Raw genomic sequence first — 18,986 nt, forward strand, 5'->3', positions numbered from 1 at the left:
TCCATAGCGGTTCCACCAATTTCCGGAGTCTCTTCCTCTCCCGTCAGAAGCAGATCTGTAATCACTCCACTTTCATCAACAACCACCTGAGCCTGAATCTCTCCTCCAAAGCCCTTGGCTGTTCCTGTTAAGGCGCCCTCCACAGCAGCTGCCTTGGTTTCTTCTGCTTTGGTTTCTTCTGCTTCTTCAGCTTTCTCCGTTTCTGTCTCTTCCTGAGCCGGCTCAGTCTCTGCTTCCACAGTCTCTATCCCCATCGCTGATTTTACAGCAGAAAATACTGCTTCTGAGGTAATCGTTGCTCCAGATACTGCATCCACTCCCTCCAGGGTCTGGGCTGCAGTAATCGCCTCTGTCAAAGAAGACATAGCCGCTCCGCCGATTTCCGGAGTCTCTCCCTCTCCCGTCAAACTCAGAGCAATAATTTTATCACCAGCTACAGTCACCTCAGCCTGAACCGGACCGCCAAAGCCCTCTGCTTCTCCGTTTACCACTGTAATCTCTGCGCCGTCGGCCGCCGCCTTCAGTCTGCTGCTTTGAATTGCCTCATATGCCGGACCAGACACAGCTACTACTGCTGCCGCCGCTGCCGCCATTACGCCCAATCCAATAATATTTCCTTTGTTCATTGATGTTCCTCCCTGTATTTTTATTGTTACTTTATAACTGTTCAGGACGTGAGCATCTTCTTGTTCGGCTTTTTCCACCAAATTTCCTTCCATCCTGAATCGTTACGTTACGTTTTCGTTAAGACATCTCTATCAGCGTATCATTATCTTATGTATTTGTCAATCTTTTAGCAAACAGGAATCGCTGGATTCCTAATAACTCATTTATACATTTTCTTGCCTGCTTACAGCAGGCAAAAAGTGCAGGCTGAACCAGTACCTGGTCCCTAACGGAATTCCTCCATCCAGACACCCCGTCCCTCTTCCAGGGACTTCTTCACATTCAGCACTCTCTGATTTTCTGAACCGCGGAATTTCAGACTCAGATTCTTTTTCTCCGCCACAAATTTTCCATCCACCATCACATCAAACAGCGGAATCAGTTCTCTGGTAACTGCTGATGTTTTCATCATCTTTCCCAGAATGTCCTTCTCAAAATCATAGCCAGTAAAGCACCAGATCGTTTTCCCAGGCAAATGCTCCCGAACTGCCTTGATAAAAGGCAGAAGGCTTTCCTGATTGGAGGGCTCCATCGGCTCTCCTCCCAGCAGTGTCAGTCCTTCAATATAATCGTGATCCAGGCTGGACAGCAGCTGCTTCTGAACTTCTTCTGTAAAAGGCTTTCCAAACTGAAAATCCCAGGCCTCCTCATTAAAACAGCCTTTGCACCGGTGGGTACAGCCGCTGACAAACAAAGACACTCTCACTCCCGGTCCATTGGCAATATCTACGGGCTTTATCGTTGCATAATTCATAGAAACAATTCCTTTCTCTGTTCTGTCAAATATCGTTTTACTGCTGGTTTTATTATAACAGCACCAGAAATTCTATGCAAGCAATGTATTTTCTTTCTTGCAAAATGTAATATATATTTGACATTTTGCAATTTATAATTTATAATAAAAGCATAACAAAGATACCTTAGCCGATCCTTTTCTCGATCTGCTGTCAAAAGAAATGGAGGGACCCTACATTTTCCATGAAAAATCTGAAGATGAAAGCAGCCAGAGCCGCCCTGGATATGTCCCAGGGAGATCTGGCTGCTGCAACCGGAGTCACTCGGCAGACTATTGGTATGATTGAAGCCGGAGACTATAATCCATCCCTGAAGCTTTGCCTTGCAATCTGCAGAGCTCTGGGCAAAACACTGGACGAACTTTTTTGGGAGGAATAGCCATGGATGAACGAATCAAAGAAACCTATCGAAGAATTTATGCAGAATTATTTGTTATTACCTTATCTGTCTGCTGTATTTCCATGTTGAGCAAATTCATACTTTTTCATCAATCAATGAAAGACTGCTTGTTGGAGTTTCTCATTTTGATCGGATCGCCAGTTTATATGGCTGTCCGCACCAGAATGCTTGGTGTCACCCAGGCGCCGCTTTTTCAGGAGACTTCCCGGCTTCGCCGCCGTACTGGTCTTGCTGTCGGCCTCCTGACCGGTCTTTTTGTATTTGCCGCTGTCCGGCACTCTCAAAATGCAGAGACCGATTTTCTTTCTCTGGCTGGATTTGCCGTTTCTTTTCTTGTATCCTTTCTTCTGGCTCAGTCAGCCTACAGAAAAATGGAAGAAAAACGGCAGAAAAAACTGGACTCCCGGTATGATGATTAACACAATACGAAGTATCCGTTTTTTCTGCCTGTCTTTCTTTTTCTTTATCCTTCAAATTGACTATTGTAAAGCTCTGCATAGAACCCATGTCTCGCCAGCAGCGACTCATGGGTTCCCTGCTCTATAATATGCCCATCCTTCATAACCAGGATAACATCCGCTTCCTGAATGGTAGAAAGACGGTGTGCCACAATGAAACTGGTTCTTCCTTCCATCATAGCTGCAAATGCCTTCTGAATCCGGATTTCTGTACGGGTATCAATAGAAGAAGTAGCCTCGTCCAGAATCAGCATCGCCGGATTGCAGAGCATCACGCGGGCAATACACAAAAGCTGTCTCTGTCCCTGGGAAAGATTCCCCCCATCCTCTGACAGAACAGTATCATAGCCCTGAGGCATTCTTCTGATAAAGCTGTGAGCATGGGCATCCTTTGCCGCCTGGATAATCTCCTCCTCCGAGGCATCTGGTCTTCCATAGGCAATGTTTTCCCGGATTGTTCCCGATTTCAGCCAGGTTTCCTGCAGCACCATTCCATAACTTTCCCTCAGGCTTTCTCTGGTCATGTGACGGATATCTGTCCCGGATACCCGGATTGCCCCCTTCTGCACATCATAAAAACGCATCAGAAGATTGATAATCGTAGTTTTTCCACACCCCGTAGGCCCCACCAGGGCAATTCTCTGCCCCGGCTTTACATCCAGATTCAAGTCCTCAATCAGTGGAACCTCCGGCTGATAAGAAAAGCTGACATTTTCCAAAGCTACGCTTCCGTCTGCCTGTTTTAATTCCACCGCATCTTCGTCCTCCGGTTCAAAGGGCGGCTCGTCCATCAGAGCAAATACCCGGGCCGCACAGGCCAGAGCATTCTGCAGCTCTGTTACCACACCGGAAATCTCATTAAACGGCTTGGTATACTGATTGGCATAGCTGAGGAAAATAGAAAGCTGGCCAACTGACAAAAATCCACGGATTGCCGCAAAGGCTCCTGCGGCTCCCACACTGGCGTATACCATGCTGTTTACAAAGCGGGTAGCCGGATTGGTAATAGAAGAAAAGAAAATCGCCCGCAGGCTGTAGCCCCGGAGACGTTCGTTGATTTCCTCAAACCGTGCCTGCGCCTCCTTCTCATATCCAAAGGCCTGAACCACCTTTTCATTGCCAATCATTTCGTCTACCAGAGTAGTCAATTCTCCTCTTGTCTGGGACTGAAGCTGAAACATGGAAAAGGTTTTCCTGGCAATAAAGGCCGCAACAAACAAAGACAACGGAGTAACCAGAACTACAACCGCAGTAATCACTGGATTGACTGCCAGCATAAAGCCCAGAGTTCCGATAATCGTCAGCACCCCGGTAAATAGCTGGGTAAAGCCCATTAAAAGTCCTTCTGAAAACTGATCAATATCCGCAATCAGACGGCTGATAATATCGCCATAAGGATGGCTGTCCAGGTATTTTAAAGGAAGCTCCTGAATATGCTGAAAAGCCTTGACCCGGATATCCTGAACCACATGGTAGGTAATCTGGTTGTTCATATGATTCATCAGCCACTGAGTCAGCGCCGTCAGAGCTACAACAACCGCAATTTTTTTCAGAACAGCCAGCAGTCCCTGAAAATCCACATTGCCCGGTCCCAGGATTAAGTCTACGCCCTCTCCTACCAGGATCGGCGCATACAGAGTCAGAGCCACAGTGACTGCCGCCAGAATCACGGACAAAAGAACCAGCCATTTATAAACGCCAATATAATTAAGAATCCGTCGAATGGTTGATTTATGCTTTGCAAACTGTAATTTTGGCATTCTACTGCACCTCCTTCTCAGAAAGCTGAGATTGACAGATTTCCCGGTAAATCTGACAGCCATCCAGAAGCTGTCTGTGAGTTCCCATCCCCGCTATTTTTCCATCGTCCAGAACGATAATCTGATCTGCTCCGCGTACAGTAGCTACTCTCTGGGATACGAGAAATACCGTCATGTCCCTGGTTTCTTCCCGAATGGCCTTTCTCAGTCTTGCATCAGTAGCAAAATCAAGAGCAGAAGCACTGTCATCCATAATCAGAATCTCCGGCTTGCGCACCAAAGCCCTGGCGATTGTCAGCCGCTGCCGCTGGCCGCCGGAAAGATTCTTTCCTCCCTGCTCTATAAAAAGCTTCAGCCCCTTTCCCTTGGCCTCCACAAAATCCCGGGCCTGAGCTATGGCAAGCGCCTGATAAATTTCTTCGTCAGAGGCATCTGCTTTTCCCCATTTCATATTTTCCCGCAGACTGCCCTTAAACAGGACTGCCTTCTGAGGAACCACACCAAACTTTTCTCTCAGCTCGCGAAGCGGCCAGGTGCGGACATCTCTTCCATCTAACAGAATGCTTCCCTCCCGGACATCGTAAAATCTGGGAATCAGATTTACCAGGGTAGTCTTTCCTGAACCGGTTCCGCCGATAATTCCAATCGTCTGTCCTTTCTCTGCCTGGAAGCTGATATCTGTCAGAGAATCCTCCTTCGAACCATTATAGGCGAAGCTTACATGAGAAAAACAGATCTTACTCCTCTTCTCCCCAATCTCGGAGGTATTTTTCTGAAGACCGCTGCCTGTTTCAGAGCTGGCACCGACATCTTCCTTATGAGCAAAGGAAACCGGATCTTCAATAGAAGTTTTTTCCTCAAATACACGGCTGATTCGGTTGGCACATGCCAGCGCCTTGGAAATTGACACAATCAGATTTGCCATTTTAATCAGTTCCACCAGAATCTGAGACATGTAATTAACCAGAGCAACCGTTTCTCCCTGGGTAATTCTTCCAGCATCAACCTGCTTTCCGGAAATCCAGACTACTGCTACAATTGCCAGATTGATGATCACATAAGTAACCGGATTCATCAGCGCAGAAATTTTTCCTACAAACACCTGAACCTTTACCAGCTGATCATTGGACGCTTCAAAATGCTCCATCTCGTTTTTCTGACGGCTGAAGGCCCGGATAACCCGCACACCGGTCAAATTCTCCCTGGCAGACCGCGTCACCTGATCCAGCTGCCTCTGCACCTTTTTATACAGGGGCATACTGACTGCCATAATGCCAAATACTACCACACTCAATGCAGGAATCGCCACGGTAAAGACCATAGCCGCCTTTGTATCTACCGTAAATGCCATCACCATGGCGCCAAATACAATAAAGGGGGAGCGAAGCAGAAGACGCAGGGTCAGATTCAGTCCTGACTGTACCTGATTAACATCGCTGGTCATTCTTGTAATCAGAGTCGCCGTTCCTATTTTATCCTGTTCATGATAAGAAAGGCTGTTAATATGGGCAAACAGCGCATTTCTCAGCGCAGTAGAAAATCCTACCGCCGCCTTTGCTGCAAAAAACTGAGCCGTCAGGGAGCAGGCAAGTCCGATGGCAGCCAAAAGCACCAGAACTCCGGCCATTTTCAAAATATACCCCGTATCCTGATTCCTGATTCCTATATCAATCATACTGGCTACTACCAGGGGAACAAACAGCTCAAAGCTGGCTTCCAGCATCTTAAACAGCGGTCCCAGTACGCTTTCCACCTTATAATCCTTTAAATATTTCAGCAATCCCTTCATTTTCCGCCTCCGTATTTTGCATATCATCAGCCAATATTCCGTAACAGCTCAGCCATTCCCAATCGCTGTAAGAGGTCAGAAACGCCTGCCCGTTACCATATTCCGAACGCCCTGCCTTCCATCCTGACTGAAAAATTCGGCGTCCCGAACTGCTATGTCAGATTATAACATTTTGAAGAAACAGCCGCAAGGTTTCCTTGCTATTTTTCTCCTCTCATGATAGGATACTATTTATAAATTTAAAGAAGCGTTTGCATTCCGGAACAGACTTTTCCGGTGCAGTCAGGAGCGATGATGATTGCATTTATCAAAAACTGTAGAAAAATATGGAACAAGTACGTAGAGGATGAAATTACCGTTTATGCGGCTCAGGCATCCTTTTTTATTGTCCTCTCTTTCTTTCCGTTTATTATGCTTCTCCTGAGTCTGATCCAGTTTATTCCTGCGGTCAGCAAATCGGATCTGCTGGCTATTTTGATTCGGCTTATGCCAGATATGCTGGACGCTCTGGTTATGGGCATTGTAGATGATCTCTATGTAAAATCTCCGGCAACCATTCTGTCTGTAACCGCACTTACGGCCCTCTGGTCTGCTGCACGGGGAATGATGAGCATGGAGCGGGGAATGAATCGGATTTATGGCACCTTAGAAAAGCGCAACTACATTCTCCGACGTTTAGTCTGCTCTTTTTATACGTTAATTTTCATGGTGGTATGTATTGTTTCCCTGGTTCTTCTTGTCTTCGGCAACGCGATTCAAAACACCTTTATCCGAATGTTTCCTCTGCTGAAAACCATTACCAGACATCTCATCAGCTTCCGCAGCCTGTTAGCAGCAGTGCTGTTTTTGTTCACCTTCGTGGGACTTTACACGATCCTTCCAAAGAAAAAACAAAACCCCTGGAATCAGATTCCCGGGGCCGTCTTCACAGCCATTGGATGGCTGCTGTATTCCTATTTGTTTTCTCTTTATTTTACAAATTTCAGCAATTTTTCCTATATGTATGGAAGTCTGACTGCGATTGTACTTCTGATGCTGTGGCTGTATTTCTGCATCTGCATTCTTTTTATCGGCGCAGAAATCAACTGCTATCTGGAGGAACAGGGATTCTTAAATCCCAGAGACCTGGATCAGCGCGATTAGCCCTGATCCAGGTCAATTTCCAGATACTGCCCCAGCTGTCTGAGTTCCTCCTCATGCAGACAAGTTGGTATGGTTCCAGCTTTTACAGCCTCCAGACACTCTAAAAAATCCATCCAGCACACAGACTCTACCTCTTCCCGCTGAAGCGAAAGTTCTTCTGCCTTCACTGATTTTCTGTATACATAAACAGCGCTGATTTCCCGGTTTCTAAAGGGCTTTCCGTAAAAGATATTTTCCCTGTATTCCTCATGGAAGCCAAGAAATTCCAATTCCTCCGGCTCTGCCAAAACCCCCAGCTCCTCCGAAAGTTCCCGCACAGCTGAGGGCAGATAATCATCTCCTGCCGCCACATGACCTGCTGAAGAAATATCGTAACAGCCCGGATGAGAATCCTTATTTGCGCTCCGCTTCTGCAAAAGAAGATCAAACCCGCTCTTTTCATTCTCCCGCACAATCCAGATATGAACCGTTCCATGACGGCTGCCATCCCGGTGGGCTACGCCCCTTTCCCTGACAATCCCTGTCGGCTGTCCATTTTCATCGCGGATATCAAACAGCTCCAAAGGCCTTCCATTCAGCGCAGCTTCTACCAGACGATCGGTTCCGTCATAAACCAGTTTGAGAGAGAAAAACTCCTGCTGCTCCTCCAGAAGACGGAAGAAAATCTTATCCCCCTCCCAGATATTCAGCTTTAAGACCTCCTGCTTATCAACCCATTCCAGCTCTCCTTCGTCACATGCAACCGGCTCTCCGGTAAATTCATCTGCCGTAAACAATGACATATACTCTGTGACTCCATCTCCTGAAACAAATGTGACAAGTCCCCGAAATTTCCAGGCAGTCAAATGGTATCCTGTCTCTTCATATACCTCTCTAAGCAGACATTCCTCAGGACTTTCTTCTGCCTCAAAGTGACCTCCAACTCCAATCCATTTATCCTTATTCACATCATTTTTCTTCACTGTGCGGTGAAGCATCAGATAACTTCCGTCCCGCTCAATATAACATAATGTACTGAAAGCTGTCATCCTTCCTCTACCTCCATTTTTCGATAAAAGCGTACCATGGGAATTACTCCCGCCACATCTGCAATCAGCCATCCAACGGGAATGGATACCCAGATTCCTTTTACCCCCAGAGACGGAATCGCAGAAAGGCTGTAGGCCAGCACAACCCGAAGTCCCAGCGAAATAACCGTCAGTACCACAGACATCCCCGGCTTCTCAATCGCCCGGAAAAATCCATACAGCAAAAACAGCAATCCAATCAGACAGTAAAAGGCGCCTTCAATCCGCAGATACTGCACTCCAATAGCCAGAATTTCCCGCTCCTGTCCATTTACAAAAATCCGCATCAGCGGTTCTGCAAAAATCCAGATAACCACACTAACTGCCGCACCAAAGACCATAGAAGTCTTGACTGCACTGAGAATCCCCTGACGAATGCGCTTTTCCTTTCCCGCTCCATAATTCTGTGCAATAAACGTAGAAAAGGCATTGCCGAAATCCTGAACCGGCATATAGGCAAAAGAATCGATCTTGACAGCTGCCGCAAAAGCTGCCATAACTGCCGGGCCAAAGCTGTTGACCCGCCCCTGCACCATCAGAATTCCAAAATTCATAATGGACTGCTGGACACTGGTAATCATCGACAGCCGGAAAATCCCCGTCGCCTCTTCTCTATTCCATTTCATATGGCAGCGTCCTGGAAGAAGCTCCGGCGCTTTCCTGACTGTATACAAAAGAAGACCGATTCCAGACAGCCACTGAGCAATCACTGTCGCAAAAGCTGCTCCTGCGACACCCCAGCCTGCCGACAGAACAAACAGCAGATCCAGCACCACATTCAGCACCGCAGATATTCCAAGAAAAATCAGAGGTGTCACCGAATTTCCGATAGCCCGCAGAAGGCAGGCAAGATAATTATATAAAAATGTACCTCCGATTCCTGTAAAAATTACCAGCAGATATCTGCGCATTAGCTCGTAGATCTCTTCTGGAACCTGCAAAAGCCTCATGATTTCATCAATTCCCAAAAAAGCCAGACTGCTTAAAGCCACTGCTGCCAGTCCAATACCGGAAAATGAAAGAAAAACTCCCCGTTTCAGTCTGTCCCAATCCTTCTGCCCAAAGGCAATAGACACCGCCACGCCGCTTCCCATGGAAAGTCCAAGCAAGATCGAAGTAAGAAAGGTCATCAGTGTGTAGGAGGAGCCTACTGCCGCCAGGGCATTAGCTCCTACAAACTGTCCGATAATCAGTGTATCTGCAATATTATAAAGCTGCTGCAGGAGATTTCCCACAGTCATAGGTAAGGCGAACCAGAGAAGCGTTCTGGTAATCGACCCCTGAGTAAGATCCTGTTTCATTTGTTGTGTATTCCTTTTTTGTAATTCTGCAAATCTTATTTTATCGAAAAAAGAGGAAAAGAGCAATGCCGGCAAAGAATTTTATTTTTACTGAGGCAGACTGTCTCTCACACACAGCGCCCCATATCCCACCTGTGGATTGGGATACTCCCCCATTCCCGGCAGCTTTCTGGCTCCCTGGCGCAGATAGGCCTTAATCTTTTCCCCATAGAGAAAGGGATCTCTCCCGTCAACAATTCCCCACTGCATCATAAGGGCAGCGCTCCCAGATACAAATGGAGCCGCAAAGGAGGTTCCTGTAACCGGCTCATATCCTCCTCCCGCCGCCGCAGTCATAATCCCCACTCCCGGGGCAGCAATATCAGGCTTCACCTGGTTGGTTCTTCTGGTAAATCCTCGTCCTGAAAAGTCTGCATAGGAATTGGAAGCACTGTCATAGGCGCCCACTGTGATAACGCTGGCTGCAGCAGAGGGAATAGTCAGAGTTGTGTCTGGAGTCGGCCGCAGAAAACGGGTAGATGGATTTAAAATTCCTGAAGAAGGGAGCCAGAAATCATACTCCCCCGTAATAATTCTTCCGGGAGTCAGGCGAAATGTCCAAATCCCACTTTCCACATAAGTTCCGGCATCTGGAACAAAATCAAAATAGATTTCCTGAGCCTGGCTGTAGGGGCTGGGTTCTCCGTAATACACCAAAACTTCCATGTTCCTATAGCGGAACCTGGAAGGCCCAAGCTGCTGTAAAAGAGGACCGATTTCCTCCCCGGAAGGAGTCAGCAGGCTGATTTCCATTTCATCCCAATAGTTTTTCCACAGCTGAATATTCACGCCTGATTCATAAGGCGCTACGGAAAGCTCTGCATTCTGTCTGGAATCCATCCGAAGCCTCGTCTTTCTTCCCGGATCTGGCAAAAATATACCGGAGGTATGACCTGCTGATGCTCCCTCATTTCCACTTCCTACAATAATCGCAGTTTTTCCGTAATTGCTGATATCATCCAGATAAGTTTCCAGAAGACTGTTTCCCTCATGGGAACCATATGTATTTCCAAAGCTGATATTAATCACCAGAGGCATTTTTCTGTCTACTGCCTGGGTCACAGCAAAATTTACAGCCCGCATCAATTCCGTTGTTCTGGGAAAGCCCTCATTTTTCGGATTTTCCAACTTAACAATCAAAAGCTCGCTTTCATTTGCGACTCCCCGATACGCCCGGCCCGGATCTCCCAGTCCGCTTCCGGCTGCAATTCCTGCCACAGCCGTTCCGTGGCCGCTGGCATCAAAAGAGGGAACCAGACGCCGCGCCTTTTCCCTGCTTCCCTCCTGAATCGCCTGATCAATCTCCTCTCTGGAAAATACCTGGTTCAGATTCTGATCCCACAAGGCAGCAAGTCTTGTTTTTCCCGAACCATCCCGGAATGCCTCGTGATAATAATCAATTCCGGAATCCAGAACCGCCACAAGCACTCCCCGCCCGGTCAGACGCCAAGGAGCCTCCTGTACTGCATTAATGCAGGCAGCTCCCTTTGCCTGATTCATAGAAAAAAACAGACGTTTTGGCTTTTCCACATATTCTATCTGCGGCAGACGGCTGACCGTCTCAATCATGCCTTCCGGTACTGTTAAAACAGCATACTCATTATGCATTTCCTCAGTCAGAATCCCCATCTCCCGCAAAGGCTCCAGACTTCCGGAATATTTTACAATCAGCTCCCAGGTTTGATCCTCCTTATGATAGCCGATTTCCAGTTCCTGTGATCGGGCCCGCATATCCTCTGGCACAGACAGGGCAAGGTTCAAAAGATTTTCCAGCTTCTGGTCTTCCATAACGCCTGATTCCGCCTTCCAGCTTCCTGTTGTAATTCAGTCTATTCCCTGAATCCGTTCTTTGTTCCATCTAAAGACAGCTGGTACAGTCTTCCGTATTTTTCTTTCAGATAATCCACATAATACTGCGGCCGGAAATCCTCTCCTGTCATATCCAGCAGAATCTGGCGGCTGGTTTTCACCTTTCCAAACCGATGTACATGGAGTTTTAAATACTCTCGAATTTCCCCAAGATTCCCTTCCTCCAGCATCTGGTTTATATTCATCTTCTTTTTCATGGAAGCAAGCATCTGCGCTCCAAAAGCACTTCCCAGAGCATAGGAAGGAAAATATCCAAAGGACCCCTGCGCCCAGTGAATATCCTGAAGAACTCCTTCTCCGTCATTTTCCGGCCGAATCCCCAAATATTCTTCATATTTGTCTGCCCACAGCCGGGGAAGCTGTTCTACTGGAAGATCTTCCTCAATCAGAGCCTTTTCCAGTTCATACCGCACCAGCACATGAAGACTGTAAGTCAGTTCATCGGCCTCTGTCCGGATTAGTCCCGGATGAACCCGGTTGATGGCCCGGACAAACTGCTCCCGCCCAATCCCCTTTAGCTGCTCTCCAAACAATTCCTTTACTTTTCCGTAAACAGGAACCCAAAAGGACTCGCTGCGTCCCAGGATATTTTCAAAAAACCTCGACTGAGATTCATGCATCCCCATAGATGCCCCCTGACCTGCCGGAGTCTGGGTCAGCTGATCCCCGATTCCCATTTCATAAATGGCATGTCCAGACTCATGAATAACAGAAAACAGCGAGCTGTCCAGGCTGTTTTTGTAGTGGGTGGTAATCCTCACATCATGATTGTGAAGGCTGGTCGTAAAGGGATGGGCACTTTCTGACAGAACGCCTTTTCTAAAGTCAAAGCCTACATACTCTGCCAGGTATTCTGCCAGCTCTCTCTGCCGGTCCTCAGGATAATCCCCCGTCAGAAATTCATCGGAGATCCGTATCGGACTTTCCATAACCTGATGAAGCAATGGAACCAGCTCCTTCTTCAGCAGTCCGAAAAACTCGTCCAGTTCTTTCATTCCAAAGCCTTTTTCATAGGAATCCAGCATTACATCATATAGCTTCTGCCCCGCCTTCGCCCGATATCCGGCAAAGGTTTTCTGCCAAAATATGATTTTTTTCAGAGTAGGCGCAAATGCCTGGAAATCCTTCTCTTCTCTGGCTCTGGCCCAAATCCTGGCAGACTCTGCCACCAGCTCCTGGTAGGCGCGATACTCCTTCGGCGGAATACACTCCAGCTGCTCTGCCTCTTCTCTGATTTCTCGAAGGATAGCCTGCTTTTCCAGTTTTTCCTTATTCCCTAATTCCTGATCACATTCCAAAAGCAGCTCCTTTAATTCCGGCGCTGTCATTACCTCCTGATAGGAAGCAGCTAAAATTCCCTGTACCCGGGCCGTATAGGCTCCAGCCTGTTCCGGAGCCAACGTTTCATTATCCCACTCAAACAGTGTCAGCGCTGTCTGATATGCCATAGCTTTTTCCAGATATGGTACCAGGCGATCCCATGCACTGCCAGAAGCTCTTCCTTTTTCTTTCTGATCTTTCTTCATTCTGTTTTCCCCACTCATATGCTCTGCCTCGATTTCTCCTTCTTTTCTGTTGATTCTGTTTTATTTTACCGGAATCCTTCTTTTTTATCCCCGATAGCGGTTTAAGCAGGCAAAAATCTCCTGTTTCCTCGGCTTTGCAAGACCGCAGGGTACATAAGAGCTGCAAAATGGCTCCCATCCCCTGGTTTCCAGCGTTTTCCACAAAAGCTCTACGGTTTGACGCATTGTTTTTTTGCCCTCCGTGCCCTGCTCTAAGGCAAATCGCAGCAGATAGGCAAGGGCCGCTGTCTGCTCCCCGTCTGCCAGCTGTTCTGCATATCGGAGATCCACCGTTTCCCGATCAATCGAAAACATATCCTTTCCCAAGGTCTTTATTTTCTTTCGCTCTCGTACAGAGCCGTTTTCCTGGCCTCCGCGGCCATACTTTCCGCCCCTTGCATTACCTCTTTGGGAAAATCCTCTGTCCCGGTTATTTTTTTCTGTATTATGAAAAACCAAAGGCGTCTGAAATTCCGGAAGAAAAAATCCCGGCGCCTGAATCCGCGGAGCTTTGTATTCCCGACACAGCATTTTTACCCGTTCCGTAATATCCACTGGACGGTAACTGTCCATCTGTAGAATTTTATGAGCAATATAGAAAAAGGCTCCAGAGCTTCCAGCTACCAGAATCGTAGAAATCCCGGCCTTTTCATACAAATCCCCGGCCCGTTCCAGAAACGGGGTAATGGGTTCTTTTTCTCTCTGGATCACTTCCTGCATAAAATCATCCCGCACCATAAAATTTGTTGCAGAGGTATCCTCGTCAATGAGAAAGAGCTTCGTTCCTGCTTCTATCCCCTCCACGACACCGGCGGCCTGCGAGGTACTTCCGCTGGCATCCTCCGTAGAAAAAGAAGAGGTATTCTTTTTATTGGGCAGATCATTAATAAAAAGGGAAATATCAGCATTCCGGATTGCCCGTCCCTCCTCTGCCCGCAGCTTCACTGCTGTCTCCTCCGTAATCACAAATTCCCGGCCGTCTCCTGCAATGTGGTTATAAACTCCCATCTGAAGCGCCGACAGAAGCGTAGATTTTCCATGATAACCGCCTCCTACAATCAGAGTGATTCCCTTTGGAACTGCCATTCCGCTCATCTGCCCCCTGTGGGGAAGGGTAATGGTTTTCTCCATAGAAGACGGGGAAACAAAGGGAACGCAGTCTCTCATGGGAAGATCAGAAACTCCGCTTTTTCTTGGAAGAATGGCACCATTCGCTACAAAAGCCACCAGCCCCTCCTTCTTTAAGTAATCGCGCACTGCTTTCTGATCCTCCGCCAGATATACTGCCTCCTCTGTCTTTTTCTTATCCAGCTTCCTGTAAAAAAAACTGTTTTCCACACATGCAGGAAGATACTCAAAAAGTATTTTTTCCAGTCCGCCTGCATCTATAGTTCTTCCGAATGCCGGAAATCCAATATGAAATCTGGCAGTAATCTTTCCTGCGCCAATCTGACAGGCGCTTCTCTCCAAAACCTCCTGCCCACATCTGGCGGTAGACAACAGCCCGCTTTTTCCAGAACCTCCAGCTTTAAAATTGTAGGCTTCCACCTGACTTCCAAACCTTCTGGTAAGGAAATCCTCCAGCGCAATACGGCTGCAGGCCTCCTGATAATAGGCCTCCGGAAATCCTGCCTGTTTCAGAGACACCTCTATATGAACACTGGAAGGGGAGGCAAAGGGATCCCCCTGTACATGATCAATTACAAGCACATAAGCGCCAAACTGATAAGCCCCTGACAAAGCTTTATAAGCCGGATAGCTTTTCCGGTCAATGGAGCGCAGCAGTGTGCGCAGTTCGTTCGATGATTTCATCAATAATCCTCCTCTTTTTATACACAAAATAATAAAGACATTAGAAAAACGGCCTGAAATTCTCAGACCGTTCCCCATTGTCTCATGTAAAATCTAGAAATATTTTTTGTTGCCCCAGAGGTTCGCCTTCTTCAAATCCAGGTATTCATTATAAGCCTTTTCCAGAATCTGCTTTTCGTTGGAAAACTTCAGCAGATGGTAAGCCTCATAAAACTTGTAATAGCCGGAATCTACAAAATGCTCTTCCCGTTGTGGTTTACTGTAATAGCTGTCAGCCATCATCAAATACCAGTGAACATCCTTTTCCACCATATCCTGCGGTGTATTAAAGGAATAGGAGCTCTTCCCGATATACTTGATAATGGAAGCACTGACGCCGGTTTCTTCTTTTACTTCCCGAAGAGCCGTCTCCTTGTACTCTTCTCCTGCTTCTACAGTTCCCTTTGGCAGAACCCAGCCCTCATACTTGTTCTTGTAATTCTTGTAGAGAACCAGAATCTTGCCGCGAAATATAACCACACCTCCACAGCTCGTTGCTTCTATCATTGCAATCCCTCCTGGTCGCGCAGTGCTGGATCAGCACCACGGTGGTGTGTCGCACAGACTGTTTTTAGTATAACTCCATTTGATAGAAGATGCAAGATGAAGTTTCCCTGAGTTGTCTATAACTTATTCTGTTTCTTCCCAGTTTCCGAATCCTCTGTTTTATTTTTTTAATTAACTGCTTTCTTTTTTTCCTTCATTTCTGTAAAAATCTTCTCTGCCGTAATAGGAAGCTCCCGAATCCATACGCCGGATGCATTAGCCACAGCCCCTGCAATCGCCGGAGAAGGCGTATTGATTACCACCTCTCCAATGGACTTAACGCCAAAAGGACCTGTCGGCTCGTAACTGCTTTCAAATTCCACCTGAAGGTGTCCCACATCCATACGGGTCGGCAGCTTATACTGCATAAAGGAATTTTCAAATACACGGCCCTTCTGAGAGCGGGTCACATCCTCAAACATCGCCATGCCGATGCCCTGTCCCAGTCCGCCTTCCGTCTGAACACGCACCAGATTGGGATTAATCGGAGTTCCGCAGTCAACCACTGCCACAAAATCAATCAACTCGTATTCATAGGTTTCCATGTCCATCTCAATTTCTGCCATACCTACCATAAAGGGCGGCGGAGAAACCGGAGAAGAATGAGACGTTGTCACCTCAAGGGCCTTTCCATTGTTGCACATCACTCTGTTTCCAATATCTTTTAAACGAATGGCACTGCTGCCGTCTCTGCTAAATACCTGGCTGCCGTCAAAGTCCACTTCATCTACAGACCGTTCCAGATACTCCGCACCCTTTTCCATAATCTTTTCCCTCATGGCCTCGCAGGCTTTTACCGCTGCCATACCGGTCAGGTATGCTGTACTGGAGGCATAAGAGCCAGAATCATAGGGAGAAACATCCGTGTCCACACCGTGAACCACAATATTATCCAAATCGCATTCCAGACAATCTGCTGCAATCTGTGCCAAAGTCGTATCACAGCCGGTTCCCATATCGGCCGCTCCAATCATCATGCTGTAAAAGCCATCATCATTCAGCTTTAAGGTAATTCCAGCCACATCACAGTTGGAAATGGAAGAGCCCTGCATGGCCATGGCCACTCCGACAGAACGGACTTTTCCGTTGTCCATTACACGACAGGGATATTTTTCATCCCATTTCATCAGCTCTTTGGCTCGCTTCATACACCGATCCAGAGTACAGCTGTTGGCCGTCTCACCGTAATAGGCAGGCATCACATCCCCTTCATGAACCATATTTTTTTCCCGAAGAGCAACCGGATCCATATGTAATTCCGCTGCCAGCTCATTGACTGCCGATTCTAGGGCAAAGATTCCCTGAGTCGCTCCATAGCCCCGGTATGCCCCTGCAGACATCGTATTGGTATAAACCACATCGTAGTGGAAGCGAAAGGCTTTTGGAGTAGAATAAAGGGGAATTGATTTATGGCCTGACAGACCTACTGTTGTCGGACCGTGTTCTCCATAAGCGCCTGTATTTGACAGGGTATATAAATCGATCGCCTGAAATACACCATTTTCATCAGCTCCCAGGCGAACTGTTACTTCCATCTCATGGCGGGGAGAAGAGGCGATCTGAGATTCATACCGGCTGAAAACCATCTTAGCCGGTTTGCCTGTCACCCAGGTCACCAGAGCCGGGTATACCTCTGAAACCACCGTCTGCTTGGCCCCAAAGCCGCCGCCGATTCGGGGCTTTATCACCCGGATCCGGGACTTGGGAATATCCAAGGCATGAGCCACTATCCGCCGCACATGGAAGGGCACCTGAGTAGAGGAGGTTACGTTCAACCGTCCATAGGCATCCATAGATGTAAAGGTGCGGAAGGTTTCCATCATGGCCTGCTGGTTCGGCTTGACATGATAAGTCTTTGAAATCACATGAGCGCAGGAAGCCAGAATCCCCTCTACATCTCCGTGAATGTCATCTCCTGATGCGCAGAGATTGCGCTGATTGTCAGCCCCTACAGGGCACAGACTTTCCCAGTTCTCCTCTGGATGCACCAGAACCGGGTTGTCCTTGGCTGTCCGCATATCCAGAACCGGCTCCAGAACCTGATAGTTCACCTTAATTGCCTTCAGCGCCCGATCCACAGCCTCTTCTGAGGTTCCTGCCACAATAGCAGCCACATCTCCCACAAAACGCATTCTTCGATCCAGAATCAGGCGATCGTAAGGACTGGGCTCCGGATAAGTCTGTCCAGCCATAGTAAACCGCTTCTGGGGAGAATCCTCCCAGGTTAAAATAGTCTCAATTCCCGGAACAGACAACGCCCGCGTCTTATCAATCTCTTCAATCCATGCATGGGCATGGGGGCTTCTCAAAACCTTGACAATAAGACAATCCTTCGGAGCGATGTCATCGGTATACACTGGCTTTCCTGTCATCAAAGCCATAGCGTCCCGCTTTACAACTGACTGGCCTACATAGGTTTTCTTTTTCTCCATCTCAGCTTCTGCCCTCCTTATTCCGGTTCAGATATTTTTCAATTGCCCGCATCTGTCCTTCGTAACCGGTACACCGGCAAAGGTTTCCGGAAAGATATTCCCGAACCTCATCCATATCAGGACTTACCAGCTCCCGTTCCATTGCCAGCAGATTCATAATCAATCCCGGGCTGCAAAAGCCGCACTGATCCGCTCCCTCCTCTGCAAGGAAACGCCCAATTTCTTCCGCCTCCTTCTGAAGGCCCTCCAGAGTTGTAATTTCACAGCCGTCTGCCCTTGCAGCCAGAACAGAACAGGAAAGAACCGGCTTCTGATTCATCCATACGGTGCAAAGACCGCAGTTAGAGGTTTCGCAGCCCCGTTTCACACTGTAGCATCCCAGACTTCTCAGCAGATCCAAAAGCAGGGTGTCCGCCGCAATCACTGCTGTCTGCATCTTTCCATTTAAAATAAACTGTATTTCCATATTACTCCGCATTTTATTTTTCTTCCTCCCTGGATATCTGATCCATCAGACGCCGGATAGAAACCTGCGCCAGATGTTTTCTGTATTCTCCTCCAGCTCTCATATTGTCCCCGTAAGAAAATGCCTCAGCGGCCTTCTCTGCCAGATCTTTCACTGCTGCATTCCCAGCAGGGAGCACACACAGGGCAGCCCTTGCAGGTCTTGCGCCTACAGATACATACCAGCTGTCTCCTTTTTTTGCCACGCCGCAGGCAATGATAGGAAAATCCGTTTTAGAACGGCGGGAAGAGGCATAAGCCGCTCTTCTTCCATCCTTTTTCAGAATCACCTGAACCAGAATATCACGATCGTAAGGCAGCTTTGCAAATTCCTCCAAAGAAATTCTTCCTCTCTGGTAAAGCTCCACCTGGACATCCAGCATCATCATGCAGGTAAGAATGTCGGAAAAACCATATCTCCCGAACACGCTTCCGCCTACCGTAGCCCCATTTCGAAACTGCACACCTACGATACCTTTGGTACACTCCCGGAAAATTCCGCCAAAATACCGGTTCAGCCCCTCATGAAGCTCCAGACTTCTCAGGCTGCACATACAGCCAATGCGGAATTCCTCTTCATCTTCTTCAATGTAGTCAAGTCCCAGACCAGATAGGTCAATGGCTGCTGACTTGTAATTACTTCCCATTTTCAGCCACATCATACCGCCCAGAAGCACATTGCTCTTTTTCTGGTTCAGCTGATAGGCTTCCTCCAGGCTTTCTGCCTTTACATATTCGTTTGCTCGAAACACAGGATATCCCCTTTCTTTTTTCATTATTTTTTGTAACTATTCAGGACAAC

The 18,986-nt window shown here is 47.6% G+C and carries 16 protein-coding genes; 3 read left to right on the top strand and 13 right to left on the bottom strand.

Going from position 1 to position 18,986, the window contains the following annotated elements:
• Together ACESON_RS03575 and nrdG are read right to left on the bottom strand one after the other, a co-directional pair.
• A partial coding sequence (locus ACESON_RS03575) for an FMN-binding protein (protein WP_373108554.1) occupies nucleotides 1–626 on the bottom strand: 626 nt, incomplete at its 3' end.
• Nucleotides 627–892: 266 nt separating this feature from the next.
• On the bottom strand, nucleotides 893–1,420 hold the full coding sequence (gene nrdG / locus ACESON_RS03580) for an anaerobic ribonucleoside-triphosphate reductase activating protein (protein WP_177960085.1): 528 nt from the start codon (nucleotides 1,418–1,420) through the stop codon (nucleotides 893–895).
• Nucleotides 1,421–1,644: 224 nt separating this feature from the next.
• Here nrdG and ACESON_RS03585 point away from each other — a divergent pair, with 224 nt between their 5' ends.
• Nucleotides 1,645–1,839, top strand: coding sequence for a helix-turn-helix domain-containing protein (locus tag ACESON_RS03585; protein WP_177960084.1), 195 nt, complete (start codon nucleotides 1,645–1,647; stop codon nucleotides 1,837–1,839).
• Between the two features lie 2 nt (nucleotides 1,840–1,841).
• Nucleotides 1,842–2,279: a DUF6773 family protein gene (locus ACESON_RS03590; RefSeq protein WP_177960083.1), complete on the top strand. Its 438-nt coding sequence runs from the start codon at nucleotides 1,842–1,844 to the stop codon at nucleotides 2,277–2,279.
• Nucleotides 2,280–2,323: 44 nt separating this feature from the next.
• Here ACESON_RS03590 and ACESON_RS03595 read toward each other — a convergent pair whose 3' ends face one another.
• The gene (locus ACESON_RS03595; protein ID WP_177960082.1) at nucleotides 2,324–4,078 is read right to left on the bottom strand and encodes an ABC transporter transmembrane domain-containing protein; all 1,755 of its coding nucleotides are present in this window, start codon (nucleotides 4,076–4,078) and stop codon (nucleotides 2,324–2,326) included.
• 1 nt (nucleotide 4,079) lies between these two features.
• Entirely contained in the window at nucleotides 4,080–5,867 is a 1,788-nt protein-coding gene (locus ACESON_RS03600) for an ABC transporter ATP-binding protein (protein WP_373108558.1), read from the bottom strand.
• 294 nt (nucleotides 5,868–6,161) lie between these two features.
• On the opposite strand from ACESON_RS03600, the gene ACESON_RS03605 reads away from it, so the two are divergent.
• Nucleotides 6,162–7,010: a YihY/virulence factor BrkB family protein gene (locus tag ACESON_RS03605; RefSeq protein WP_373108618.1), complete on the top strand. Its 849-nt coding sequence runs from the start codon at nucleotides 6,162–6,164 to the stop codon at nucleotides 7,008–7,010.
• On the opposite strand, the gene ACESON_RS03610 is transcribed toward ACESON_RS03605, so the two are convergent.
• From ACESON_RS03610 to ACESON_RS03650, 9 genes are all read right to left on the bottom strand, one after another.
• Nucleotides 7,007–8,038: an NUDIX domain-containing protein gene (locus ACESON_RS03610; RefSeq protein WP_373108560.1), complete on the bottom strand. Its 1,032-nt coding sequence runs from the start codon at nucleotides 8,036–8,038 to the stop codon at nucleotides 7,007–7,009. The genes ACESON_RS03605 and ACESON_RS03610 overlap by 4 nt on opposite strands.
• On the bottom strand, nucleotides 8,035–9,378 hold the full coding sequence (locus tag ACESON_RS03615; protein WP_373108561.1) for an MATE family efflux transporter: 1,344 nt from the start codon (nucleotides 9,376–9,378) through the stop codon (nucleotides 8,035–8,037). The genes ACESON_RS03610 and ACESON_RS03615 overlap by 4 nt, the downstream gene beginning before the upstream one ends.
• A gap of 87 nt (nucleotides 9,379–9,465) precedes the next feature.
• Nucleotides 9,466–11,205, bottom strand: a complete 1,740-nt coding sequence (locus ACESON_RS03620) for a S8 family peptidase (protein WP_373108562.1) — start codon at nucleotides 11,203–11,205, stop codon at nucleotides 9,466–9,468.
• Between the two features lie 41 nt (nucleotides 11,206–11,246).
• Nucleotides 11,247–12,812: a carboxypeptidase M32 gene (locus tag ACESON_RS03625; RefSeq protein WP_373108563.1), complete on the bottom strand. Its 1,566-nt coding sequence runs from the start codon at nucleotides 12,810–12,812 to the stop codon at nucleotides 11,247–11,249.
• A gap of 84 nt (nucleotides 12,813–12,896) precedes the next feature.
• Nucleotides 12,897–14,663 carry an ABC-ATPase domain-containing protein gene (locus ACESON_RS03630; RefSeq protein ID WP_373108564.1) on the bottom strand — a complete coding sequence of 589 codons (1,767 nt, stop codon included), beginning with the start codon at nucleotides 14,661–14,663 and terminating at the stop codon, nucleotides 12,897–12,899.
• A 93-nt stretch (nucleotides 14,664–14,756) separates the two neighbouring features.
• On the bottom strand, nucleotides 14,757–15,209 hold the full coding sequence (locus tag ACESON_RS03635; protein WP_177960179.1) for an NUDIX domain-containing protein: 453 nt from the start codon (nucleotides 15,207–15,209) through the stop codon (nucleotides 14,757–14,759).
• Between the two features lie 167 nt (nucleotides 15,210–15,376).
• Nucleotides 15,377–17,680 (bottom strand): xanthine dehydrogenase family protein molybdopterin-binding subunit, encoded by a 2,304-nt coding sequence (locus ACESON_RS03640; RefSeq protein WP_373108565.1) that lies wholly within the window; start codon nucleotides 17,678–17,680, stop codon nucleotides 15,377–15,379.
• A 1-nt stretch (nucleotide 17,681) separates the two neighbouring features.
• On the bottom strand, nucleotides 17,682–18,146 hold the full coding sequence (locus tag ACESON_RS03645; protein ID WP_177960183.1) for a 2Fe-2S iron-sulfur cluster-binding protein: 465 nt from the start codon (nucleotides 18,144–18,146) through the stop codon (nucleotides 17,682–17,684).
• Nucleotides 18,147–18,159: 13 nt separating this feature from the next.
• The gene (locus ACESON_RS03650) at nucleotides 18,160–18,936 is read right to left on the bottom strand and encodes an FAD binding domain-containing protein (RefSeq protein WP_177960174.1); all 777 of its coding nucleotides are present in this window, start codon (nucleotides 18,934–18,936) and stop codon (nucleotides 18,160–18,162) included.
• Nucleotides 18,937–18,986: the final 50 nt, after the last annotated feature.

The organism is Lachnoclostridium sp. Marseille-P6806, from assembly GCF_964238185.1.
Classification (GTDB): Bacteria; Bacillota; Clostridia; order Lachnospirales; family Lachnospiraceae; genus Brotaphodocola.